The organism is Pseudomonas sp. NPDC087185 (genome assembly GCF_044744955.1).
Classification (GTDB): domain Bacteria; phylum Pseudomonadota; class Gammaproteobacteria; order Pseudomonadales; family Pseudomonadaceae; genus Aquipseudomonas.
The window spans coordinates 418,110-442,342 of the sequence record NZ_JBIUZK010000004.1 but is presented as its reverse complement, the minus strand read 5'-3'; the positions used below and the strand labels follow the sequence as shown (position 1 = coordinate 442,342).

The window sequence follows — 24,233 nt, the reverse complement described above, 5'->3', positions numbered from 1 at the left end:
CTACCCTTGTAGACCGTTATCTCTACCCCCATATTGGGGCGACTGACGCGTGAAGGAATACATCTTGAGCGAACTCCTCAACCGCCGCCTGAGCCTGCTCGGCGCCAATCTTCCCCTGCTCAAGCAGTGCCTGCACGGTATTGAGCGCGAATGCCTGCGCGTGACCGACGCAGGCCGCCTGGCCCAGACCCCGCATCCTGAGGCCTTGGGTTCGGCGCTGACCAACGAGCAGATCACCACCGATTATTCCGAGTCGCTGCTGGAGTTCATCACTCCGGCCCTGCCCGACCCGGCCAAGGTGCTCGAAAGCCTCGAGGAAACCCACCGTTTCGTCTATAGCAAGCTCGCCGACGAATACCTGTGGAGCCCGTCGATGCCGTGCACGCTGCCGGCCGAGGAGGACATCCCGATCGCCGAGTACGGCACCTCGAACATCGGCAAGCTCAAGCATGTCTACCGCAAGGGCCTGGCCCTGCGTTACGGCCGCACGATGCAGTGCATCGCCGGTATCCATTACAACTTCTCGCTGCCCGAAGCGCTGTGGCCCCTGCTGCGCGCAGCCGAAGGCAGCACGGAAGACGACCGCGACTTCCAGTCCTCGGCCTACATTGCGCTGATCCGCAACTTCCGCCGCTACAGCTGGCTGTTGATGTACCTGTTCGGGGCCTCGCCGGCGCTGGACAAGGGCTTCCTGCGTGGCCGCCCGCACCAGCTCGAAGAACTGGACCCCGACACCCTGTACCTGCCCTACGCCACCAGCCTGCGCATGAGCGACCTGGGTTACCAGAGCAACGCCCAGGCTGGCCTCACGCCGTGCTACAACAACCTGGCCAGCTACACCGACAGCCTGCGCAAGGCGGTGGGCACGCCCTACCCGCCTTACGTCGAAGTCGGCACGCACGTGGACGGCGAATGGGTGCAGTTGAACACCAACATCCTGCAGATCGAGAACGAGTACTACTCGAACATCCGTCCCAAGCGCGTTACCTATACCGGCGAACGGCCGATCCAGGCCCTGACCTCGCGTGGCGTGCAGTATGTCGAGGTGCGCTGCCTGGACATCAACCCGTTCCTGCCGGTGGGCGTCGACCTGACCGAAGCGCGTTTCCTCGACGCCTTCCTGCTGCTCTGTGCGCTGGACGACAGCCCGCAACTGGACAACGGCGAGTGCGGCCAGTGCACCGACAACTTCCTGACCGTGGTCAAGGAAGGCCGCCGCCCTGGCCTCAAGCTGCACCGTAACGGCGAGCCGATCGAGTTGAAAGCCTGGGCCACCGAGCTGATCGGCCGCATCGGCCAATTGGCCGAGTTGCTTGACCGCGCCCAGGGCGGTGATGAACACGCCAAGGCCCTGGAAGCGCAACAGGCCAAGATCGACGACGCCTCGCTCACGCCATCGGCCCAGGTGCTGGCACGCATGGCCGAGCACGACGAAAGCTTCATCGCGTTCTCCCTGCGCCAGAGCCGCCTGCACGCCGAAACCTTCCGCGAGCAGCCACTGCCCGCTGAGCGCCAGCAGGCCTATGAGACCCTCGCCCGCAATTCGCTGGCCGAGCAGTCGCGCCTGGAACAGCAAGAGGTCGGCGACTTCGACCTGTTCGTCGGTGCCTATCAGGCCAGCATCCTGGCGATCAGCAACTGATGAGCCGCACCGCCTCCCCGCGCAAGCCCCGCGCCAGCAGCCAGGCCAGGATCGAAGCGATCCTGGCGGCTGCGCGCGAGCTGTTGGCCGAGCAAGGGGTGGCGGCGCTGTCGATCTACAGCGTGGCCGAGCGGGCGCAGATACCGCCGTCATCGGTGTACCACTTCTTCGCCAGCGTGCCAGCATTGCTCGAAGCGCTGACCGCCGATGTGCACCGGGCGTTTCGCGAGGCCCTCAGCGCCCCGATAGACAGCAGTACGCTGACCACCTGGCACGAGCTTTCGCGATTGATCGAGCAGCGCATGCTCGACATCTACAACGGCGATGCTGCGGCGCGACAGTTGATTTTGGCGCAGCATGGCCTGAGCGAAGTGGTGCAGGCCGACCGGCAGCACGACATGGAACTGGGCGACCTGATGCACAAGCTGTTCGACCAGCACTTCAGGTTACCGGTGATGCCTGCGGATGTGGATGTGTTCGCATTGGCCATGGAACTGAGCGACCGGGTGTATGCACGTTCGGTGCAGCTGCACGAGGCGATCACCCCGCGCATGGCCGAGGAAGGCAAGCGGGTGTTCGAGGCGTATCTGGGGTTGTACCTGCCGCCGTTTTTAGCCAAGCGTCAGACTTGAAGGCCTCATCGCCGGCAAGCCAGCGCCCACAGATACGACACAAGGCTTGAAACCTGCGCAGTACCTGTGCGAGCTGGCTTGCCGGCGATTGGGCTGCAAAGCAGCCCCATGGGCCACGTTCATCACAGCTTGGCGATAGACACTTCAGTCGACTTCACGAAGGCAATCACTTCGCTGCCCACTTGCAGCTCCAGCTCTTTCACAGAGCGGGTGGTGATCACCGAAGTGACGATACCGGAGGCGGTCTGCACGTCGATTTCCGACAGTACCGGGCCTTCGAGGATTTCTTTCACAGTGCCTTTGAACTGGTTGCGGACGTTGATCGCTTTGATAGTCATGGCTTGATTCCCTTTGGCTTCAGTCTGGTAAGTGAGTGTTTCAGTGCGCCCAACGCAGTTGCGTGGGCAAAGGGGCTACAGGATCCGGCTCGGGCGCAGTGCCCGGGGCCGACAGAACACGGTTGAGCACTTCGCTTTCCAGCGAAGCCAGGCGGTGTGAACCACGCGCCCTTGGACGCGCGAGGTCGACGTTGAGGTCCAGGCCGACTTCGCCGTCCTCGATCAGGATCACCCGGTCGGCCACGGCGACGGCTTCACTGACGTCGTGGGTCACCAGCAACACGGTAAAACCGTGCTGACGCCACAGGCGCTCGATCAGTTGCTGCATTTCGATACGCGTCAGGGCATCCAGGGCGCCGAGCGGCTCGTCCAGCAGCAGCAGGCGCGGCTGGTGGATCAAGGCCCGGGCAAGGGCTACCCGTTGCTTCTGGCCACCGGACAAAGCCGCAGGCCATTCATGGGCACGATCAGCCAGGCCAACCGCTTCCAGGGCGTCCAGTGCCTTTGCCCGCCAGTCTCCCGACAGGCCCAGGCCGACGTTGTCGATCACCTTCTTCCAGGGCAGCAGCCGTGCATCCTGGAACATCAGGCGGGTTTCCTCGCGGGCCTCGGCCAGCGGCGCGGCACCGGCCAGCAGTTCACCGGCAGTGGGCTGGTCGAGCCCGGCCAGCAAGCGCAGCAAGGTGCTCTTGCCGCAGCCGCTACGGCCAACGATGGCGACGAACTGGCCCGCCGGGATATGCAGGTCGATGCCTTTCAGCACTTCGCGCTGGCCAAAGGTCTTGCGCAGGCCGTTGGAGGCCAGCGGGATGCCACGCAGCAGGCGCGGCGGTTGTTCCTTGAGCACGGTCATGCGCCCTCCTTCTTGGCCACTTGATAGGCCGGGTGCCAGCGCAGCCACACACGTTCCAGGCCGCGGGCGGCGAGGTCGGCGAGCTTGCCGAGCACGGCATACAGGACGATGGCCAGGACCACCACGTCGGTCTGCAGGAATTCACGGGCGTTCATCGCCAGGTAACCGATGCCGGCGTTGGCCGAAATGGTCTCGGCAACGATCAGGGTCAGCCACATGAAGCCCAGGGCAAAACGCACACCGACCAGGATCGAAGGCAGCGCACCCGGCAGGATCACCTGACGGAACAGGCCGAAGCCGGACAGGCCATAGCTGCGGGCCATTTCCACCAGTGCCGGGTCGACGTTACGAATACCGTGGTAGGTGTTCAGGTAGATCGGGAACAACGTGCCCAGGGCGACCAGGAAGATCTTCGCCGACTCGTCGATGCCGAACCACAGGATCACCAGCGGGATCAGCGCCAGGTGCGGCACGTTGCGGATCATCTGCACCGAGCTGTCGAGCAGGCGTTCGCCCCAGTTCGACAGGCCGGTGATGAAGCCCAGCACCAGGCCGATGCTGCCGCCGATCACGAAGCCCAGGCCGGCACGCCAGCCACTGATGGCCAGGTGGGTCCAGATTTCGCCGCTGCGCACCAGCTCGACACCGGCGCTGACCACTGCGCTGGGTGCCGGCAGGATGCGCGTCGACAGCCAGCCCGCGCTGACCGCCAGTTGCCAGACGGCCAACAGCAGCACCGGCAGCGCCCACGGCGCCAGGCGCTGGGTCAGGTTGGAGGAAGTTGCACGACTCATGGTCCGGCCCTCAGCTCTGCGACACGGACTTGGGCAGGATGTCGTTGGCCACCATCTCGCCGAACGGGCTCACGTAGCCGCCGGTTTTCGGTTGCTCCGGGCGTTGCACGTCAAGGTGCGGGAACAGCAGTTCGGCCACCCGGTACGACTCTTCCAGGTGTGGATAACCCGAGAATATGAAGGTATCGATACCCAAATCGGCGTATTCCTTGACCCGTGCGGCCACGGTCGGGCTATCGCCGACCAGCGCGGTACCGGCGCCGCCACGCACCAGGCCGACACCTGCCCACAGGTTGGGGCTGACTTCCAGGTTGTCGCGGTTGCCGCCGTGCAGGGCAGCCATGCGCTGCTGGCCCACCGAGTCGAAACGTGCCAGCGAAGCCTGGGCACGGGCGATGGTGTCATCGTCCAGGTGCGAGATCAGGCGGTCGGCGGCGGCCCAGGCTTCTTCATTGGTTTCCCGCACGATCACGTGCAGGCGGATGCCGAAGCGCACTTCACGGCCTTGCGCAGCCGCTTTTTCGCGTACCTGGGCGATCTTCTCGGCGACGGCCGCAGGTGGCTCGCCCCAGGTCAGGTACAGCTCGACCTGCTCGGCGGCCAGGTCCTGAGCGGCTTCGGACGAACCGCCGAAATAGAGGGGCGGACGGGGTTGCTGAATCGGCGGGTAGAGTAGCTTGGCGCCCTTCACCTGGATGTGCTTGCCGTCGTAATCGACGTTCTCGCCTTCCAGCACCTTGCGCCAGATACGGGTGAACTCGACCGAGGCTTCGTAGCGCTCCTGGTGGTTCAGGTGCAGGCCGTCACCGGCCAGTTCGTCCGGGTCGCCACCGGTCACCAGGTTGAACAGCGCACGGCCGTTGGACAGGCGGTCCAGGGTGGCGGCCTGGCGGGCGGCCACGGTCGGCGAAATGATGCCGGGGCGCAGGGCGACCAGGAACTTCAGGTGCTGGGTCACCGGGATCAGCGACGCTGCCACCAGCCAGGAATCCTCGCAGGAGCGCCCGGTCGGGATCAGCACCCCACCAAACCCAAGGCGGTCGGCAGCCTGAGCGATCTGCTGCAAGTAGCCATGGTCGACCGCACGGGCGCCATCGGAAGTGCCCAGGTACTTGCCGTCACCGTGGGTGGGGAGGAACCAGAAAATGTTAAGGCTCATTGGAGTTGTCTCCTCAAGGGTGGCGAGGGCCAGGGCGGCGCCCCGGCACTGGCGAATCAATCAAGGCGCGCTAGCGACCTTGGCCGGGGGTGTCCAGATCACGTCCTTGATGCTCAGCGGCTTGGGTATCAGCTTGAGCGCCTGGAAGGTGTCGGCGATTTTCTGTTGTGCAGCCACCACCTCAGGGGTCAGCGGCGCGGCACCGTAGCCTTGGCGCTTGACCGAGGTGAGGGTGATATCGGCAGGCAGCCCAAGCAGCGGCGCGACCTGGTCGGTGACTTCCTGCGGGTTGGCCTGGGACCACTCGCCCACGGCGCGCACTTCGTCGATCAGGGCTGTGATCACCGCCGGGTGCTGGGTCGCGTAGTTGCGGGTGGCCAGGTAGAACTGGTGGTTGTCGACCAGGTCCTTGCCATCACGCAGGGTGCGTGCCTGCAGCTGCTGCTCGGCGGCTGCCTGGTACGGGTCCCAGATCACCCAGGCATCGACGCTGCCACGCTCGAAGGCGGCGCGGGCATCGGCAGGCGGCAGGTACACCGGCTGGATGTCGCTGTACTTCAGGCCAGCGTCTTCCAGGGCGCGGACCAGCAGGTAGTGAACGTTCGAGCCTTTGTTGAGGGCGACTTTCTTGCCTTTGAGCTCCTTCACCGACTGGATCGTCGAGCCCTTCGGCACGAGGATCGCTTCGCTGTGCGGCGCTGGCGGCTCATAGGCCACGTAAAGCAGGTCGGCACCGGCAGCCTGGGCAAACACGGGCGGGGTTTCGCCGGTAACGCCAAAGTCGATGGAGCCGACGTTCAAGCCTTCGAGCAGTTGCGGGCCACCGGGAAACTCGGTCCACTGCACCTGAATGCCCTGATCGGCCAGGCGCTTCTCCAGCGTCCCCTTGGCCTTGAGCAGCACCAGGGTGCCGTATTTCTGGTAACCGATCCGCAGGCTCTCGGCCTGGGCTTGGGTAATGGCGCCGAAGGACACAGCCGCCGCAAACAGGGCGACCAGACCGCGACGCAAGAAGACTGTGCGCATGGCGCTCTCCTGTGCGAATGAGGTTCGGGTTGCACCTGCTTGCCTCGTTGACGGGCGAGTAAGGTGGATGACGCGATAAAGCCGTGTACCGGGTCAGATGCTCCAGCGAGCACTGATCAGGCGTTCGTTGAGTACGCCGGGGGCCACGGGGCGCGGCCGACGGGCCAGGGCAACGTGGAAGGTTTCCAGCGAGTCCTGCAGGCGCTCTTCCAGAGCGGGTACCAACTGTGCCGGCCTGGCGCCTTCTCCGTAGGCGATCTGGCTGTCGTCGGCGAAGATCCCTTGCAGGGTCTCTTGCGCCTTGAGTGCCGACAGCACCGGTTTTAACGCGTAATCCACCGCCAGCATGTGGGCGATGCTGCCGCCGGTGGCGATGGGCAGCACGATCTTGTGAGCCAGGGCGCGTTCGGGCAGCAGGTCGAGCAACGTCTTGAGGGCACCGGCGAACGATGCCTTGTACACCGGGGTGGAAACGATCAGGCCATCGGCCTGGGCCACCAGTTGCTGGAAATGCTGCACCTGCGGGCTGTCGAAGCGCGCATGGAGCAGGTCCTCGGCCGGAAAGTCTCGTACCTGGAAGGTCACCACCTCGACGCCACGGTCCTGCAGCCACTGGCGCGAGCGCTCGAGCAGCACGCCGGAGCGTGAACGGTTACTGGGGCTACCACCGATTGAGACGACCAGCATTGGAGCGCTTCCTTGTGTTCTGTTGGGGTGACATTACCAGTCTGTTCATATATCTAGAAATCATATTTTTTCATTTGTTTATTCCATTTTTATCTTTAGCCTTCCAAGGCCTTATCCCGGGCAAGCCCGCTCCCATACCGACCGCGCCGTGTGCCAAATCTGTGGGCGCCGGCTTGCCCGCGAAGAAGGCCACGCAATGCGGCAGGCATAAAAAAGGGCCGTCGAAACGGCCCGAATATCCCTGCTATGGCTAAGAGCAATGCAACGAGAATTCTTCAGCGATTGGGTTGCGGGGTCAGCCGCAGATAGGGTTTGACCGCGCGGTAACCTTTCGGGAAACGCTGCTTGATTTCTTCCTCGTCCTTGAGCGAAGGCACGATCACCACCTCGTCACCGTCCTGCCAGTTACCTGGCGTGGCGACCTTGTGATTGTCGGTCAGCTGCAGCGAGTCGATCACCCGCAGGATTTCGTTGAAGTTGCGCCCGGTACTGGCCGGGTAGGTGATGGTCAGGCGCACCTTCTTGTTCGGGTCGATGACGAACAGCGAGCGCACGGTCAGGGTGTCGCTGGCGTTCGGGTGAATCAGGTCGTACAGGTCGGACACCTTGCGGTCGGCATCGGCGATGATCGGGAAGTTGACCACGGTGTTCTGGGTCTCGTTGATGTCATCGATCCAACGGTGATGCGAGTCGACCGGGTCCACCGACAGGGCGATGGCCTTGACGCCGCGCTTGGCGAAATCGTCCTTGAGCTTGGCGGTCAGGCCCAGTTCGGTGGTGCACACCGGGGTGAAGTCCGCCGGGTGGGAAAACAGCACACCCCAGCTGTTGCCGAGCCATTCGTGGAAGCGGATTTTGCCTTCGCTGGAATCCTGTTCGAAATCGGGGGCGATGTCGCCGAGTTTGAGGCTCATGGGGTGCGGCTCCTGTGCTGTGTTCTGGCCTTGTGGAGTTCAATGTGCCTGCATCTGATGCGAAACAAAAAGAATAAATAATGATTTATTTATAACCATTTGGCATGTCAAATCGCAGGCACAAAAAAGCCTCACACTAGGCGAGGCTTTCTGTGGGGCTACGGCTTACAGGAAGTTGTAAGTGTAGTTCACGATGAAGCGAGCCTGATCCTGGTCTTTGGTGAACTCGTTGGTCGAACCACCGCTACCACGGTAGACACCTTGACGCAGGCTGAAGCCCAGGCCTTTGAGCGTGCCTTCCTGAATGGTGTAGTCGATACGGGCATCACGCTCCCACTCGTTATAGGTGCCGTGACCAGAGCGGTAGCGAATGTCGTCACCACGCAGGTAGGAAACCGAGGCCTTCAGACCTGGAACACCCAGGCCGGCGAAGTCGTAGGAATACTGACCGAAGTTGGTGTTCTCACCCGCGCGAGCGAACTGGTTGATCATGCTGTCGGTGAACAGGTAGAAGCTGGAGCCGCCGGCCCCTTCCGAGCTACCGTTGTCATTGACCAGACTACCCTGGCCCAGCCAAACGAAGCCACCGTCATCACCTACCTGCTGGCGACCCACCAGGAACGAGTGACCGCCCAAGGTATAAGTGAACATTGCCGACCAGGTCTTGTTGTCGATCTCGCCGGTGTTCTTGGCGTAGCCATTGTTGTTGCTGAAGTTGTAGGTGCTGTCATTACCGTTCTTGCCGTCGCTGCTGCTGTCGAAGTAGCGCAGGTCGGTCTTGAACGATTGGTTGTCAGCAATCTTGAAGACGTGGGTCGCACCCAGGAAGTGCTGCTTGTAGAAGTCTTCCAGGTTTGAGTAGTAGTACTGCAGAGTCAGGTCTGGAGTGAGCTTGTAGTCCAGGCCGCCGTAACGGAACTTGTTGCTCTCAGCAGTGGCGCCAGCGACCGACAGACCAGTACGGTTGCTAGAGGCACGACCCATGGCGTGGGTCAGCTGACCGGCGTTGATGGTCAGGTTGTCGATTTCCTTCGACTGGATGGTGCCACCCTCGAAGGTCTGCGGCAGCAGACGACCATCGTTGGAGACCAGAATCGGCAGGTTGGGCGCCAGGGCGCTACCGTAGTGGACTTCAGTCTTCGAGAAGCGTGCTTTGGCGTTGGCACCAAAGCGAGCCCATTGGCTCTCAGCCGAGCCGTCGTGAGCGCTTGGGAAGAAGCTGCTGTTATCAGGGTGCTTGCCTTTTCCGCCATCGAGGTGGATACCCCACAGCGCCTGGGCGTCAACGCCGAAACCGACAGTACCTTGGGTGAAGCCGGAGATGTAGTCGAGCTTGAAGCCCTGACCCGATTCACGGTTGTCGTTCACACCACCTTCACGGGTGTCGTTGTTGAAGTACATGGTGCGCGAGCTGAGCGACAGCTTGCTGTCTTCCACGAAACCGGCAGCGCCTGCTTGTTGGGCGAGAACCCCCAGTGCCACGGCCAGAGCCAGGCTGGACTTGTACATGTTTTGCTCCTCTACGTTCTAATTTTTGTGTATCTCTGGCGGTGGGATCTTTTGCCCCGCTCACCGTGGATTGGCGATTTAGTCCCAAAGCGTGACCAGTAAGTCAATCGTTACCGAACGTTTCACGACTTTGGTCTAAGGCCACCTGCGCTACAGGATAATGACAATCCTATAAATCCAAAATGACCGTTTTATGAATTTGTAAGATTATTACGGAATATGGTCGGAACCATTACTGCCAAAAGCTGTATCGGCCTACCTCTTTGATAGCTTTAGGTTATTTGCAAACGTTTGCTCATAACCTTATTCCTGGGCGTTCTGTAAAGCGAAAAAAGGTTAGCAGGCTTCTCGGCTTCCGCCATCGAGCGCTCTCGACTTGGCCAGCCTTAAAGCATTTGGCTCCTAAGCTAAGTCTAAAAAGTTATTTATTTTTGATTTCTTAGATCATCTAGTCTTCTCGCCATCCATCACATCGATTGCCTGACGAGAGGTTCAACCATGATCCCGCACGCTCCGCTGCGCCTGTTCGCTGCCCTGACCCTCGCTGGCACCAGCTGGTTCGCCCAGGCCGCCGACCTGACCGTCGCTTACCAGACCACCGTCGACCCGGCCAAGGTGGCCCAGGTCGATGGTGACTACGAAAAAGCCAGCAAGGCCAGCATCGACTGGCGCAAGTTCGATAACGGCGCCGACGTGATCACCGCCGTGGCCAGCGGCGACGTGCAGATCGGTTACCTCGGTTCCAGCCCACTGGCCGCTGCCGCCACCCGCAAGCTGCCGGTCGAAACCTTCCTGATCGCCACCCAGATCGGCGCCGGTGAGGCGCTGGTGGCCCGCGACAGCATCAAGAGCCCACAAGACCTGATCGGCAAGAAAGTCGCCGTGCCGTTCGTTTCCACCGGCCACTACAGCCTGCTCGCCGCGCTGAAGAGCTGGAACATCGACCCCTCGAAGGTACAGATCCTCAACCTCGCGCCACCGGCGATCATCGCCGCCTGGAAGCGCGGTGACATCGACGCCACCTACGTCTGGGACCCGGCCCTGGGCGTGGCCAAAGAGAACGGCAAGGTGCTGATCACCTCCGGCGAGCTGGCCAAGAAAGGTGCACCGACCTTCGACGCCTGGATCGTGCGCAAGGACTTCGCCGACAAGCACCCGGACGTGGTCAAGGCTTTTGCCAAGGTCACCCTCGACGCCTACGCCGACTACCGCAAGGACCCGAAAGCCTGGCTGGCCGACAAGGGCAACGTCGACAAACTGGTCAAGCTGTCGGGTGCCAAGGCCAGCGACATCCCGGTGCTGCTGGAGGGCAACGTCTATCCACTGGCCGCCGACCAGGCCAGCGCCCTGGGCGCCCCGACCACCCAGGCACTGACTGACACCGCCAACTTCCTCAAGCAGCAAGGCAAGGTCGAAGCCGTCCTGCCGGACTACTCGCCGTACGTCAGCGACAAGTTCCTCCCCAACTGATCCGGAGCCCGTCATGGCCTTGCTTGAACTGGAGCGCATCAGCGCACAGTACCCCGGCGCCAGCACCCCGGTGCTGGCCGACATCAACCTGAGCCTGGGGCCACGCCAGCTGCTGGTGGCCCTCGGGCCATCGGGCAGCGGCAAGACGTCACTGCTCAACCTGATCGCCGGCTTCGTCGCCCCCAGCGGCGGGCGCATCACCCTCGACGGCGTGCCGGTGCAAGGCCCTGGTGCCGAGCGCGGCGTGGTATTCCAGGACGATGCCCTGTTGCCCTGGCAGAACGTGCTGGGCAATGTCGCCTTCGGCCTCGAACTGGCCGGCGTGCCGCGCGCGCAGCGTGAAGCCAAGGCCCGCGAGATGCTGGCGCTGGTCGACCTGGAGGGTTTTGGCGAGCGGCGTATCTGGCAACTGTCGGGTGGCCAGAAGCAGCGCGTGGGCCTGGCCCGAGCGCTGGCAGCCGACCCACGGGTACTGCTGATGGACGAGCCGTTCGGCGCCCTGGACGCGTTCACCCGCGAGCAGATGCAAGAGCTGTTGCTGCAGGTCTGGCAGCGCACCGCCAAGCCGGTGTTCCTGATCACCCACGACATCGAGGAAGCCGTGTTCCTTGCCAGCGAGCTGGTGCTGCTGGCACCCAACCCAGGCCGCGTGGTCGAGCGCCTGCAACTGGACTTCGGCCAGCGCTATGCCGCGGGAGAATCGGCCCGGGCAATCAAGTCCGACCCACGCTTCATCGAAACCCGCGAGCATGTGCTGGCGCGGGTGTTCTCTCAACGTCAAAGCCTGCAGGAGCGCGCATGAGCAGCCTGGACCTGCCGGTCGCCGGCAAGCAAACCGCCCAAAACCGGGCCGTGGAAAAACCACGCCGTCAGCTGTCCACCCGCTGGATCAGCACCTTGACCCTGGCCAGCCTGCTGCTGGTCTGGTGGCTGGTGACGGCTGCCGGCTGGATCGAGCCCCTGTTCCTGCCCTCACCTGGCGACATCCTGGCCCGGGCCTGGACCCTGCTCACCCAGGGCTACATGGACGCCAGCCTGTGGCAGCACCTGGGTGCGAGCCTGGGCCGCATCGGCCTGGCGCTGGTCGCCGCGACCCTGACCGCCATCCCGGTCGGTATCGCCATCGGTTACAACCGGGTAGCGCGCGGCATCCTCGACCCGCTGATCGAGTTCTACCGGCCGATCCCGCCACTGGCGTACCTGCCGCTGATCGTCATCTGGTGCGGCATCGGCGAGCTGTCCAAGGTGCTGCTGATCTTTCTCGCGATCTTCGCCCCGATCGCCATCGCCACCGCCACCGGCGTGCGCACCGTCGACCCGACCAAGCTGCGCGCTGCGCAGTCGCTGGGTGCTACCCGGCTGCAGCTGATCCGCCACGTGATCCTGCCCAGCGCCCTGCCCGACATTCTCACCGGCATCCGCATTGGGCTGGGGGTCGGCTGGTCGACCCTGGTGGCCGCCGAGCTGATCGCTGCCACCAGCGGCCTGGGCTTCATGGTGCAGTCGGCAGCGCAGTTCCTGGTTACCGACGTGGTGGTGCTGGGCATCCTGCTGATCGCGCTGATCGCTTTCGCCCTGGAAATGGGCCTGCGCGCCCTGCAACGCAAGCTGGTGCCCTGGCACGGGCAAAGCCACTGATTGCCGACTGACCACGCCGGCAGCCCGGCGCCTAGAACGAGAAAAGACATGAGCCTGACCGTGACCCCACTCAGCCCCGCCCTCGGCGCACAGATCAGCGGCGTGGACATCAGCCGCGAAATCACTGCCGAGCAGCGCGACGCCATCGAGCAGGCGCTGCTCGAACACCAGGTGCTGTTCTTCCGTGACCAGCCGATCACGCCTGAGCAGCAAGCGCGCTTTGCCGCGCGCTTCGGCGACCTGCACATCCACCCGATCTACCCCAACGTGCCGGACACCCCGCAGGTGCTGGTCCTCGACACGGCGGTCACCGACGTGCGCGACAACGCCGTGTGGCACACCGACGTGACCTTCCTGCCGACCCCGGCACTGGGCGCGGTACTCAGTGCCAAGCAGTTGCCGGCCTACGGCGGCGACACGTTGTGGGCCAGCGGTATTGCCGCCTTTGAAGCCCTGTCGGCGCCGCTGCGCGAGCTGCTGGACGGCCTGACCGCCACCCACGATTTCACCAAGTCGTTCCCGCTGGAGCGCTTCGGCACCACGCCAGAAGACCTGGCGCGCTGGGAAGCCACTCGGCGCAACAACCCGCCGCTGTCGCACCCGGTAGTGCGCACCCACCCGGTGAGCGGGCGCAAGGCACTGTTCGTCAACGAGGGGTTCACCACGCGGATCAACGAGCTGAGCGAGCTGGAAAGCGAAGCACTGCTCAAGCTGCTGTTCGCCCATGCGACGCGGCCGGAGTTCAGCATTCGCTGGCGGTGGCAGGAGAATGACGTGGCGTTCTGGGACAACCGCGTGACCCAGCATTTTGCGGTGGATGATTACCGGCCGAACCGGCGGGTGATGCACCGCGCGACCATCCTGGGGGATGCGCCGTTCTGAGGTTCCCTGTTCCGGCCTCTTCGCGGGCAAGCCCGCTCCCACAAGCATTGCGCACTACCTGTGGGAGCGGGCTTGCCCGCGAAGAACCCAACGACGCGCTAGCGGACCAGATGCAAGAACTGCATATGCCGCTCGTACTGGTCGAGGATGTCGTTGATGATCTGCTCCTTGCTGTAGCCCACCAGGTCGTAATTCTGGCTGCCCTCGCTCAGGTGCACTTCCGCCCGGTAGTAGCGGCGGTTCTTCAACTCCTGCGTCCCCAAGCCACCCAGCGCGAACGACGGTGTGAAGTAGCCGCGCATCTGCACCTGGTAAATGAACGGCTGCTCTTCGCCATGGCCGACCTTCAGGCTGACGTTGTCATGGCTCGGGTCGTCCTGGGTGACCAGCACCAGGCCCTTTTGCTCGAACACTTCGCGTACGTCGGCAATCGCCGGGCGCACCACATCGTCCATGAAGCGGTACACCTCATCGCGTGACGGGAAGTGCACGGCCTGGCTCAGGCGCTGGCGCCAGCCACCGCGGCCACGCCGCGATTGCGCGAACGGTGCCAACGAATGCATCTGCGCGATCTGCCGCTGCGATTCCAGGTAGAACGCCTTGTGCAGCCCCCACATCATGCACAGCAGGATCAGCGAGAACGGCAGCGACGTCAGCACCACCGCCGACTTGAGCGAATCGATGCTGCCGGCGAACAGCAACGCACTGGTAATCAGCGCAGTCATCGCGCCCCAGAAGATGCGCAGCCAATTCGGGCCGTCTTCGTCAGCGCCGCCATCCTTGGCGGATAAGGTCGACAGCACCACCGTGCCCGAGTCGGCCGACGTGACGAAGAACACGAAACTGATGAACACCGTCACCGCGATTACCGTCTTGCTCCACGGGTAGGTTTCCAGCAGCAGGTACAGGCTCATCGACGGGTCGTCCAAGGCCGACTGGCCAAGGGCAGTCATGCCGTGGTTGATCACCTGGTCCAGCGCGCTGTTGCCGAAAATCGACATCCACGCCAGGGTGAAGCCCAGCGGGATGAGCAGCACGCCGAAGACGAATTCGCGGATGGTACGGCCACGTGAGATACGGGCGATGAACAGGCCCACGAACGGCGCCCAGGCAATCCACCAGGCCCAGTAGAACACCGTCCAGCCACCCAGCCAATCGCGGTTTTCGCCATAGGCGTACACGTCGAAACTCTTGCGCGGCAAGGAACCCAAGTAGTCGCCCAGGTTCTGGATCAAGGTGTTGAACAGGTGCTGGGTTGGCCCGGCGAACAGCACGAACAGCAGCAGCGCACAGGCCAGGAACAGGTTGATGTCGCTCATCACCCGCACGCCTTTTTCCACCCCGGCGACCGCCACCGCCACTGCCGCGCCCATCATCAGGGCAATGAGGATGACCTGCACCCACTGGCTATGGCTGATGCCGAACAGGTAGTCCAGGCCGGCATTCAGGTGCAGCACACCGAAGCCCATGTCGGCGCCCAGGCCGAACACCGTGGCGATGATGCCGAAGCCATCCACCGCATAGCCGATAGGCCCATTGATGCGCTTGCCGATCAGCGGGTACAGCGCCGAACGCAGGGCCAGCGGCAGGTTGTGGCGGTAGGCGAAATACGCCAGCGCCATGCCGACGAAGGCGAACACGCCCCAGCCATGCAAGCCCCAGTGCAGGAACAGGATCTGCATTGCCTGGCGCCCGGCCTCGGCCGTGCCTGCCTCGCCCTGCGGGGGCTGCAGCATATGGGTCAGGGGTTCGGAAACGCAGAAGAAGAACAGCGTGATGCTGATACCGGCGGCAAACAGCATGCCCGCCCACGACAGGTAGCTGAACTCGGGTTCGTCGTGGTCGGCACCGAGCTTGATCTTGCCGTAGCCGGACAAGGCGGTGACCACCACGAAGACCAGGTACAGGGTCATGGCCAGCATGTAGTACCAGCCGACCGTGTTGGCCGCCCAGTTCTGCGCTGCCAGCAACCATTCGCCCGCTGCTTGCGGTTGGGCGATGACCACCAGGCCGAAGATGAGGATGAAGCTTGCCGCAAAATAGAACACCGGGGGGTTCATGCGGATCGTGCTGTTGGCAGGGGTTGGTGCACTCATGGGGCATGCACCTCGTCGAATGACGTGAGGCTCGGATTGAACGGGTTCAGCAAAGGAATCCTCCTGTTGAACACCGGCAGCGGACCAGCGTTTTTTCGTTGAACAAGCGTTCAAGTTAAACATGGATCGAATTTCAATGCGAACCGGGGTGCTGATCGGCAGGCCCCTGTCGCGGGCTACAGAAACCCCGCAGCCCTTGTGGCAGAGGGCTTGCCCACGACAGGGTAGGAAAACACCACAAAACTCTCAGCTCAGTTCTTGTCCTGGCAATCCAACTGTAGATTGGCCTGGGTGATATTGCTCTCGGCCGGCACGCTGCGGGTCAGCCAGACATTGCCGCCAATGGTCGAGCCCTTGCCGATGGTGATCCGCCCCAAAATGGTCGCGCCGGCGTAGATCACCACGTCGTCCTCGACGATCGGGTGCCGCGCCAGGCCTTTGTGCAACGTGCCCGACTCGTCGCTCGGGAAGCGCTTGGCCCCCAGCGTCACAGCCTGGTAGATACGCACGCGCTCGCCGATGATCGCGGTTTCGCCAATCACCACACCGGTCCCGTGGTCGATGAAGAAACTCTGGCCAATGTGCGCCCCCGGGTGGATGTCGATGCCGGTGGCCGAATGCGCCAGCTCCGAACTGATACGCGCCAGCAATGGCAAGCCGGCTTGGTACAGGTGGTGGGCCAGGCGGTGGTGGATGATCGCCAGGATGCCCGGGTAGCACAACAGCACCTCATCCACGCTGCGTGCCGCCGGGTCACCGTGGTAGGCGGCCAGCACGTCGGTATCGAGCAGCACCCGCAGGCCTGGCAACGCGGCTGCAAAGTCCTGGATCAGGCGCAGCGCCTGGGCGTCGACGGCGGCCAGGTCGGCCTTGCTCTGGCGTGCGGCATAGCGCAGTTCCAGGCGCGCCTGGGCGAGCAGTGCGGTCAGCGCGGCATCCAGGGTGTGGCCCACATAAAAGTCTTCGCTCTCCTCGCGCAGGTCGACCGGGCCCAGGCGCATTGGGAACAACGCACCGCACAATTGCTCAAGGATGTGCCGCATGGCCTCGCGCGAAGGCAACTCGCGCCCGCCCTGCTCGCCAATGCTCCGGCCATTGCGGCTGCGCCATTGTTCACGGGCGCCGCGCAGGCCGCTGACGATACTGTGTAATTGCCAATGCGCGGATGAGGGTTGTTCGCTCACGATGATCTCCTGCCAGGGCCAATCAAATAATTTGCAATCCACTGTACGGCAAATCCACCCCTTGGAAAAAACAACGCTTTATTCCATCCTGCGCTAAGTCGGGCATAAGCCGCGATGACGGCGAAAGCTTCCTGGCCTACCCTCAATGCAGCCTGTGCATGACAAAAAGCAAAATATGCATAAGAAAATAAGTTTTTATTATTTCCTGGCCTATCAAGCCAACTCTATAGTCGCCACCCACCACTTCCACAACAAGCGCGGGGCCTGACATGTCGAAATTCGCCAAACCGCTACTCAACGCCAGCCTGGCCATCCTGCTGGGCACCGGCCTGTTCAGCCAGGCATTCGCCGGCGAGCAACTGAAGACCATCCAGGAAAAAGGCGTGATCAACGTCGGCCTCGAAGGCACCTACCCACCGTTCAGCTTCCAGGACGAAAACGGCAAGCTGGCCGGCTTCGAAGTGGAGCTTTCGGAACTGCTGGCCAAGGAGCTGGGGGTCAAAGCCAAGATCCAGCCGACCAAATGGGACGGCATCCTGGCCGCACTGGAGTCCAAACGTCTGGACGTGGTGGTCAACCAGGTGACCATTTCCGAGGAGCGCAAGAAGAAGTACGACTTCTCCGAGCCCTACACCGTTTCCGGCATCCAGGCGCTGATCCTGAAGAAGAAAGCCGAGCAACTGAATATCAAGACTGCGCAAGACCTGGCCGGCAAGAAGGTTGGCGTGGGCCTGGGCACCAACTACGAGCAGTGGGTGAAGCAGGACGTTCCGAAAGCCGAAGTACGCACCTATGAAGACGACCCGAGCAAATTCGCCGACCTGCGCAACGGCCGCATCGACGCGATCCTGATCGACCGCCTGGCCGCGCTGGAGTACGCGCAAAAAGCCAAGGACACCGCGCTTGCCGGCGACGCCTTCTCGCGCCTGGAAAGCGGCGTGGCCCTGCGCAAGGGCGAACCTGAGCTGCTGGCCGCCATCAACAAGGCCATCGACAAGCTCAAGGCCGATGGCTCGCTGGCCAAGCTGTCCGAGAAATACTTCGGTGCCGATGTCACTAAATGATCGCTGAAAGCCTGCAACTCGTTGTCGATTCCGCGCCCTTCCTGCTCAAGGGCGCGGGTTACACAGTGCTGCTGAGTGTCGGCGGCATGTTCTTCGGCCTGGTGCTGGGCTTTGCCCTGGCATTGATGCGGCTGTCGAAGATCCTGCCGCTGAACTGGCTGGCACGTATCTATGTGTCGTTCTTCCGCGGCACGCCGCTGCTGGTGCAGCTGTTCGTGATCTACTTCGGCATGCCGCAGATCGGTATCGAGCTCGACCCGATCCCGGCCTCGCTGATCGGCCTGTCGCTGAACATGGCGGCGTACATCTGCGAAATCCTGCGTGCGGCGATCTCCTCGATCGACCGTGGCCAGTGGGAAGCTGCCGCCAGCATCGGCATGACACGCACCCAGGCGATGCGCCGGGCGATCTTGCCGCAGGCCTTGCGCACCGCGCTGCCGCCGCTGGGCAACAGCTTCATCTCGTTGGTCAAAGACACCGCTCTGGCGGCGACCATCCAGGTGCCCGAGCTGTTCCGCCAGGCGCAGCTGATTACCGCGCGCACCTTTGAAGTGTTCACCATGTACCTGGCCGTTGCGGTGGTCTACTGGGTGCTCTGCAGCATCCTCGCGCACTTCCAGAACCGCATGGAAGCGCGGGTCAACCAGCATGACCAGGAGCACTGAAGATGATCGTAGTAGAAGGCCTGACCAAGCAGTTCAAGGGCCAGACCGTGCTCAACGGCATCGACCTGACCGTGCAACCCGGCGAAGTGGTGGCCATTATCGGGCCTAGCGGCTCGGGCAAGACCACCTTCCTGCGCTGCCTCAACCTGCTGGAAACGCCCGATGCCGGGCGTATTCAGATCGGCGATATCAGCATTGATGCCAACCGGCCCCTCGGCAGCCAGCAGAGTGCTATTCGCCGTTTGCGCCAGCAGGCCGGGTTCGTGTTCCAGAGCTTCAACCTGTTCCCCCACCGCACCGCGCTGGACAACGTCATCGAAGGGCCGGTGATCGTCAAGAAGACGCCCCGCGCCCAGGCGATCGAACTGGGCCGCAAGCTGCTGGCCAAGGTCGGCCTGGCGGGCAAGGAAGACGCCTACCCCCGGCGCCTCTCCGGCGGCCAGCAGCAACGCGTGGCCATCGCCCGGGCACTGGCCATGGAGCCCGAGGTGATCCTGTTCGACGAACCCACCTCGGCACTCGACCCGGAGCTGGTTGGCGAAGTGCTGGCGACCATCCGCGGCCTGGCCGAGGAGAAGCGCACCATGATCATCGTCACCCACGAGATGAGCTTTGCGCGTGATGTGGCGAACCGGGTGATCTTCTTCGACAAGGGGGTGATCGTGGAGCAAGGTGATGCCAAGACGCTGTTTGCCAGCCCCAAGGAAGAGCGGACCCGGCAGTTCTTGCGCAAGTTCCTCGGGACTGCGGCGTCCGAATAATCTCTATTGGATTCACTGGCCCTATCGCCGGCAAGCCGGCTCCCACAGAAACGCTGTAGGAGCCGGCTTGCCGGCGATTGGGCCCGCACATCCAGCACCAATCCCACTTCTATATATATTCCAAAAGGTTAGTTCATAATCTTTTAATAAGCCTTTAGGGTATATGAACCGGACCACCGGACCAGCAAACGTTTGTCGCCATCAGCTGAAGCGACGCATCCACTTTGTGAGGTTCGGTTCTGATGACCACCCAGCCAAATACCCCATTCCACAGCGACCTCGACAGTTCGCCCCTGCTGCTGCCGGCCAAGGTACTGCGCAACGATGCCGAAGCCCTGCAAGCGGCCCGCGAACTTGCCGACAGTGCCCGCGAGCAGGCCGCCCGCCGCGACCAGCAACGCAAGCTGCCCTGGGCAGAAATCGAACAATTCACCCGCAGTGGCCTGGGCAGCATCAGCGTGCCCAAGGCCCATGGCGGCCCTGACGTCTCGTTTGAAACCATCGCCGAAGTGTTCCGCCTGATCAGCGCCGCCGACCCGGCCCTGGGGCAAATCCCGCAGAACCAGTTCGGCATGCTGCAACTGCTGCGCCTGACCGCCACCGAAGCGCAACAGGCGCTGATCTTCCGTAGCGTGCTCGACGGCTGGCGCATCGGCAATGCCGGCCCCGAGCGCGGCACCAAGGACACGCTGACGCTGAAGGCCAGGATCACCCGCGAGGGCGACAGCTATCGCATCAGCGGCGAGAAGTTCTACTCCACCGGTGCGCTGTTCGCCCACTGGGTCGCGGTCAAGGCGCTGGACGACGAAGGCCGCCAGCGCCTGGCGTTCGTGCGCCGCGGTTCGCCTGGGCTGCGCATCGTCGATGACTGGTCGGGTTTTGGCCAGCGCACCACCGCCAGCGGCACCGTGCTGCTCGACCAGGTGCCGGTCGATGCGGACCTGGTGATCGACAACTGGCGCCAGCGCGACACGCCGAATATCCAGGGCGCCGGCTCGCAGTTGATCCAGGCGGCCATCGATGCCGGTATCGCCGAGGCGGCCATCGAAGACGCCATCCGTTTCGTGCGCGAAAAGTCGCGACCGTGGATCGAGGCCAACGTCGAGCGTGCCAGCGATGACCCTTACGTGATTGCCGACATCGGCCGCCTGAAGCTCGAGCTGCATGCCGCTGAAGCGCTGCTGCGCAAGGCTGCACGGGTGCTCGACGAGGTCAATGCCGCGCCGATCGATGCCGCCGCCGCCGCGCGGGCTTCGATTGCGGTGGCCGAGGCCAAGGTGCTGACCACCGAGGTTTCGCTGCAGGCCAGCGAGAAGCTGTTCGAGCTGGCCGGCAGCCGCGCCACGCTTGCCGAGTTCAACCTCGACCGCCACTGGCGCAACGCCCGGGTGCACACGCTGCATGACCCGGTGCGCTGGAAGTACCACGCGGTCGGCGCATACCACCTGAACGGCACCCTGCCTGCGCGGCATTCCTGGATCTGATTTTTAGCCTCTGGGGCTGCTTTGCAGCCTAATCGCCGGCAAGCGGACCCTAGGGGCCCGGAGAACACCATGACAACATCTGTTATCACCAGCGATACCCAAGCCTTGGCCGTCGCCGAAGAAATTGCCCAGCAACTGCGCCGCGACAGCGCCCTGCGCGACCGCGAACGCCGCCTGCCAGACGCCGAGCTGGAACTGTTCACCCGCGCAGGCCTGTGGGCCATCAGCGTGCCCAAGGCCTTCGGCGGCGCCGGTGTGTCCAACGTCACCCTGGCCAAGGTCATCGCCCGCATCGCCCAGGCCGACGCCTCCCTCGGGCAAATCCCGCAAAACCACTTCTATGCCCTGGAGGTGCTGCGGGTAAACGGCAGCCCCGAGCAACAGCAACGTTTTTACGCCGAAGTTCTGGCCGGCCAACGCTTCGGCAATGCTCTGGCCGAACTGGGAACCAAGACCGCCCACGATCGCACCACCCGCCTGAACCGTGACGGCGCCGGCTACCGCATCAACGGCCGCAAGTTCTACGCCACGGGTGCGCTGTACGCCCAGCGCATCCCGACCTCGGTGGTCGATGAAGACGGCGTGCAGCAACTGGCCTTCGTCCCGGCCGACAGCCAAGGCCTGCAGGTGATCGACGACTGGAGCGGGTTCGGCCAGCGCACCACCGGCAGCGGCTCGGTGGTGTTCGACAACGTGTTCGTGCGCAGCGAAGACGTGGTGCCGTTCCAGTCGGCCTTCGAGCGCCCCACCCCGGTCGGCCCTCTGGCGCAGATCCTCCACGCTGCCATCGACACCGGCATCGCCCGCGCGGCCTATGAAGATGCCTTGCACTTCGTGCGCACGCGCAGCCGCCCGTGGGTCGACTCCGGCCTGGACAAGGCCAGCGAAGACCCGCTGACCCTGAAAAGCTTCGGCCACCTGGCGATCCGCCTGCACGCCGCCGAAGCGCTGCTCGAACGCGCAGGTGAGTACCTCGACCGCGCCCAGGCCGACAGCAACGCCGATAGCGTCGCCGCCGCCTCCATCGCCGTCGCCGAAGCCCGGGCCATCAGCACCGAGATTGCCCTCGCCGCCGGCACCACGCTGTTCGAGCTGGCCGGCAGCCAGGCCACCCTGGCCGAGCACAATCTCGACCGCCACTGGCGCAACGCCCGAGTGCACACCCTGCACGACCCGGTACGCTGGAAGTACCACGCCATCGGCAACTACTACCTCAACGCCGAGAACCCACCGCGCCGGGGGACCATCTGATGGCCAAGCAGATCCTGCTCAATGCCTTCAACATGAACTGCATCGGGCATATCAACCACGGCCTGTGGACACATCCACGGGACACCTCGACGCAGTACAAATCCCTCGCCTACTGGACCGACCTGGCGCAACTGCTGGAGCGCGGGCTGTTCGACGGCCTGTTCATCGCCGACATCGTCGGCACCTACGACATCTATGGCCAGTCGCTGGACGTGACGTTGAAAGAGTCGATCCAGCTGCCGGTCAACGACCCGCTGCTGCTGGTCTCGGCCATGGCCGCCGTCACCCGCAACCTGGGTTTCGGCCTTACCGCCAACCTTACCTACGAGGCGCCGTACCTGTTCGCCCGGCGCCTGTCCACGCTCGACCACCTGAGCAACGGCCGGGTCGGCTGGAACATCGTCACCGGCTACCTCGACAGCGCCGCCCGCGCCATGGGCCTGGAGCAGCAGCCGGAGCACGACCGCCGCTACGACCAGGCCGATGAGTACCTGCAGGTGTTGTACAAGTTGCTTGAAGGCAGCTGGGCCGACGATGCGGTGGTTGAAGACCGCAAACGCCGGGTGTACGCCGAGCCCGATAAAGTGCGCAAGGTTCATCACCACGGCGAGTTCTACAAGGTCGAGGGCTATCACCTGTGCGAGCCCTCGCCGCAGCGCACCCCGGTACTGTTCCAGGCCGGCAGCTCGCCACGCGGCCTGGCCTTCGCCGGCAACCATGCCGAATGTGTGTTCATCAGCGGCCAGGACAAAGCCGCCACTCGCACGCAGGTCGACAAGGTACGCGCGGCCGCCCAGGCGGCCGGCCGCGATCCCCAGGCGGTGAAGGTGTTCATGGGCATCACGGTGATCGTCGCGCCCACCGAGCAGCAGGCCCAGGCCAAGTACGCCGAATACCTGCGCCATGCCAGCCCGGAGGCTGGCGTGGCGCACTTCGCCGCCTCCACCGGCATCGACTTTGCCGCCTTTGAGCTGGACGAGCCCATCGGCGCCAGCACGGGCAACGCCATCCAGTCGGCCACCCGCCAGCTGCAGGAAAACGCCTGGACCCGCCGCCGCCTGCTGGAGCAACACGCCTTGGGCGGGCGCTACGTGACCCTGGTCGGCGCGCCCGAGCAGGTCGCCGACCAGCTGATCGCCTGGATCGACGAAACCGGCCTGGACGGCTTCAACCTGACCCGCACCGTCACCCCGGAAAGCTTTGAAGACTTCATCGACCTGGTGGTCCCGCAACTGCAACAGCGTGGCCGCTACAAGACCGCCTACGCCGAAGGCACGCTGCGCGAGAAGCTGTTCAACAGTGACCAACCGCACCTGCCGGCCGAGCACCCCGGCTCTGCCTACCGCCACACCTCGACCCCTGCCACGACTGGAGTGCCACACCATGCTTGAGAAACTGTTCCGGCCCGTCGCGGCCATCGCGCTCACCTTCGGCCTGACCAGCGCCGCGTTCGCTGCCGAACCGCTGAAGATCGGCACCACCGCCGCCTTCGCCATCCCGCTGGAAGCCGCCGTGGAAGAGGCTCACAAGCAAGGCCTGGAAGTGAAGCTGATCGAGTTCAGCGACTGGATCGCACCCAACGTCAGCCTCAACAGCGGCGACATCGATGTGAACTACTTCCAGCACATCCCCTTCCTGGAGAACGCCAAGGCCGCCGCCGGCTTCAACCTGGTGCCCTTCGCCCCCGGCATCATCAACAACGTCGGCCTCTATTCCAAAAAGTACAAAAGCTTCGCCGAACTGCCCAAAGGCGCCAGCGTGGCCATCGCCAACGACCCGATCAACAGTGGCCGTGGCCTGCAACTGCTGGCCAAGGCCGGCCTGATCACGCTCAAGCCGGGCGTCGGCTACAAGGCCACCGAGGACGACATTGTCGCCAACCCGAAACAGTTGAAGATCCTGCAAGTCGAGGCCGTGCAGCTGGTGCGCGCCTATGACGATGCCGACCTGGTGCAGGGCTACCCGGCCTATATCCGCCTGGCCAAGACCTTCGACGCCACCTCGGCGCTGCTGTTCGATGGCCTGGAAAACAAGGAGTACGTGATCCAGTTCGTCATCCGCCCGCAGAGCAAGGACGACCCGCGCCTGGCCAAGTTCGTCGACATCTACCAGCATTCGCCCGCTGTGCGCGAAGCGCTGAACAAGGCCCATGGCAGCCTCTACCAAGCCGGTTGGGAAGGCTGA

General features: G+C 63.5%; 23 protein-coding genes. 13 read left to right on the top strand and 10 right to left on the bottom strand.

What is annotated here, in order from left to right; genetic code table 11:
* Nucleotides 1-64: 64 nt before the first annotated feature.
* Together gshA and ACIPIJ_RS16640 are read left to right on the top strand one after the other, a co-directional pair.
* A complete protein-coding gene (gshA, locus tag ACIPIJ_RS16645; protein ID WP_401078451.1) occupies nt 65-1,642 on the top strand; it encodes a glutamate--cysteine ligase in 1,578 nt (525 codons plus the stop codon).
* Nucleotides 1,642-2,274 (top strand): TetR/AcrR family transcriptional regulator, encoded by a 633-nt coding sequence (locus ACIPIJ_RS16640; protein WP_387523596.1) that lies wholly within the window; start codon nt 1,642-1,644, stop codon nt 2,272-2,274. Before gshA ends, ACIPIJ_RS16640 begins: the two co-directional genes overlap by 1 nt.
* 122 nt (nt 2,275-2,396) lie before the next feature.
* Here the strand turns inward: ACIPIJ_RS16640 and ACIPIJ_RS16635 are convergent, their stop codons facing one another.
* The 8 genes from ACIPIJ_RS16635 to ACIPIJ_RS16600 all read right to left on the bottom strand — a co-directional run bounded on the left by ACIPIJ_RS16635 (nt 2,397) and on the right by ACIPIJ_RS16600 (nt 9,554).
* Complete coding sequence (locus ACIPIJ_RS16635; protein WP_008095172.1) at nt 2,397-2,612, bottom strand: molybdopterin-binding protein; 216 nt, start codon at nt 2,610-2,612, stop codon at nt 2,397-2,399.
* A 40-nt stretch (nt 2,613-2,652) separates the two neighbouring features.
* On the bottom strand, nt 2,653-3,465 hold the full coding sequence (ssuB, locus tag ACIPIJ_RS16630; protein ID WP_401078449.1) for an aliphatic sulfonates ABC transporter ATP-binding protein: 813 nt from the start codon (nt 3,463-3,465) through the stop codon (nt 2,653-2,655).
* On the bottom strand, nt 3,462-4,259 hold the full coding sequence (gene ssuC / locus ACIPIJ_RS16625; RefSeq protein ID WP_401078447.1) for an aliphatic sulfonate ABC transporter permease SsuC: 798 nt from the start codon (nt 4,257-4,259) through the stop codon (nt 3,462-3,464). The genes ssuB and ssuC overlap by 4 nt, the downstream gene beginning before the upstream one ends.
* A gap of 10 nt (nt 4,260-4,269) precedes the next feature.
* Entirely contained in the window at nt 4,270-5,418 is a 1,149-nt protein-coding gene (gene ssuD / locus ACIPIJ_RS16620) for an FMNH2-dependent alkanesulfonate monooxygenase (RefSeq protein ID WP_401078444.1), read from the bottom strand.
* A 60-nt stretch (nt 5,419-5,478) separates the two neighbouring features.
* On the bottom strand, nt 5,479-6,444 hold the full coding sequence (locus tag ACIPIJ_RS16615) for a sulfonate ABC transporter substrate-binding protein (protein WP_401078441.1): 966 nt from the start codon (nt 6,442-6,444) through the stop codon (nt 5,479-5,481).
* A 93-nt stretch (nt 6,445-6,537) separates the two neighbouring features.
* On the bottom strand, nt 6,538-7,131 hold the full coding sequence (gene ssuE / locus ACIPIJ_RS16610; protein WP_401078438.1) for an NADPH-dependent FMN reductase: 594 nt from the start codon (nt 7,129-7,131) through the stop codon (nt 6,538-6,540).
* A gap of 275 nt (nt 7,132-7,406) precedes the next feature.
* Nucleotides 7,407-8,045: a peroxiredoxin gene (locus ACIPIJ_RS16605; protein WP_019096904.1), complete on the bottom strand. Its 639-nt coding sequence runs from the start codon at nt 8,043-8,045 to the stop codon at nt 7,407-7,409.
* Between the two features lie 165 nt (nt 8,046-8,210).
* Nucleotides 8,211-9,554, bottom strand: a complete 1,344-nt coding sequence (locus ACIPIJ_RS16600) for an OprD family outer membrane porin (protein WP_401078435.1) — start codon at nt 9,552-9,554, stop codon at nt 8,211-8,213.
* A gap of 498 nt (nt 9,555-10,052) precedes the next feature.
* Between ACIPIJ_RS16600 and tauA the strand changes: the two genes are divergently transcribed.
* From tauA to tauD, 4 genes are read left to right on the top strand one after another with little or no spacing between them, the layout of a single operon-like run.
* On the top strand, nt 10,053-11,024 hold the full coding sequence (gene tauA / locus ACIPIJ_RS16595; protein ID WP_401078432.1) for a taurine ABC transporter substrate-binding protein: 972 nt from the start codon (nt 10,053-10,055) through the stop codon (nt 11,022-11,024).
* 13 nt (nt 11,025-11,037) lie between these two features.
* Entirely contained in the window at nt 11,038-11,826 is a 789-nt protein-coding gene (tauB, locus tag ACIPIJ_RS16590; RefSeq protein ID WP_387523578.1) for a taurine ABC transporter ATP-binding subunit, read from the top strand.
* The gene (tauC, locus tag ACIPIJ_RS16585; RefSeq protein WP_401078429.1) at nt 11,823-12,662 is read left to right on the top strand and encodes a taurine ABC transporter permease TauC; all 840 of its coding nucleotides are present in this window, start codon (nt 11,823-11,825) and stop codon (nt 12,660-12,662) included. Before tauB ends, tauC begins: the two co-directional genes overlap by 4 nt.
* Nucleotides 12,663-12,710: 48 nt before the next feature.
* Nucleotides 12,711-13,544 (top strand): taurine dioxygenase, encoded by an 834-nt coding sequence (tauD, locus tag ACIPIJ_RS16580; protein ID WP_401078427.1) that lies wholly within the window; start codon nt 12,711-12,713, stop codon nt 13,542-13,544.
* A gap of 98 nt (nt 13,545-13,642) precedes the next feature.
* On the opposite strand, the gene betT is transcribed toward tauD, so the two are convergent.
* Together betT and epsC are read right to left on the bottom strand one after the other, a co-directional pair.
* Entirely contained in the window at nt 13,643-15,604 is a 1,962-nt protein-coding gene (gene betT / locus ACIPIJ_RS16575; protein WP_401078968.1) for a choline transporter BetT, read from the bottom strand.
* Between the two features lie 287 nt (nt 15,605-15,891).
* Nucleotides 15,892-16,824, bottom strand: a complete 933-nt coding sequence (gene epsC, locus ACIPIJ_RS16570; RefSeq protein WP_401078425.1) for a serine O-acetyltransferase EpsC — start codon at nt 16,822-16,824, stop codon at nt 15,892-15,894.
* A 269-nt stretch (nt 16,825-17,093) separates the two neighbouring features.
* Here epsC and tcyJ point away from each other — a divergent pair, with 269 nt between their 5' ends.
* The 7 genes from tcyJ (at nt 17,094) to ACIPIJ_RS16535 (ending at nt 24,233) form a co-directional block, all read left to right on the top strand.
* Nucleotides 17,094-17,888 (top strand): cystine ABC transporter substrate-binding protein, encoded by a 795-nt coding sequence (tcyJ, locus tag ACIPIJ_RS16565; protein WP_401078422.1) that lies wholly within the window; start codon nt 17,094-17,096, stop codon nt 17,886-17,888.
* Complete coding sequence (gene tcyL, locus ACIPIJ_RS16560) at nt 17,885-18,553, top strand: cystine ABC transporter permease (RefSeq protein ID WP_387523566.1); 669 nt, start codon at nt 17,885-17,887, stop codon at nt 18,551-18,553. The genes tcyJ and tcyL overlap by 4 nt, the downstream gene beginning before the upstream one ends.
* Before the next feature lie 2 nt (nt 18,554-18,555).
* Nucleotides 18,556-19,314 carry an L-cystine ABC transporter ATP-binding protein TcyN gene (tcyN, locus tag ACIPIJ_RS16555; protein WP_401078419.1) on the top strand — a complete coding sequence of 253 codons (759 nt, stop codon included), beginning with the start codon at nt 18,556-18,558 and terminating at the stop codon, nt 19,312-19,314.
* 242 nt (nt 19,315-19,556) lie between these two features.
* The gene (locus ACIPIJ_RS16550) at nt 19,557-20,798 is read left to right on the top strand and encodes an SfnB family sulfur acquisition oxidoreductase (RefSeq protein ID WP_401078416.1); all 1,242 of its coding nucleotides are present in this window, start codon (nt 19,557-19,559) and stop codon (nt 20,796-20,798) included.
* A 69-nt stretch (nt 20,799-20,867) separates the two neighbouring features.
* On the top strand, nt 20,868-22,049 hold the full coding sequence (locus tag ACIPIJ_RS16545; RefSeq protein WP_401078414.1) for an SfnB family sulfur acquisition oxidoreductase: 1,182 nt from the start codon (nt 20,868-20,870) through the stop codon (nt 22,047-22,049).
* The gene (locus ACIPIJ_RS16540) at nt 22,049-23,440 is read left to right on the top strand and encodes an LLM class flavin-dependent oxidoreductase (RefSeq protein ID WP_401078412.1); all 1,392 of its coding nucleotides are present in this window, start codon (nt 22,049-22,051) and stop codon (nt 23,438-23,440) included. Before ACIPIJ_RS16545 ends, ACIPIJ_RS16540 begins: the two co-directional genes overlap by 1 nt.
* Nucleotides 23,433-24,233, top strand: a complete 801-nt coding sequence (locus ACIPIJ_RS16535; protein ID WP_401078409.1) for a MetQ/NlpA family ABC transporter substrate-binding protein — start codon at nt 23,433-23,435, stop codon at nt 24,231-24,233. Before ACIPIJ_RS16540 ends, ACIPIJ_RS16535 begins: the two co-directional genes overlap by 8 nt.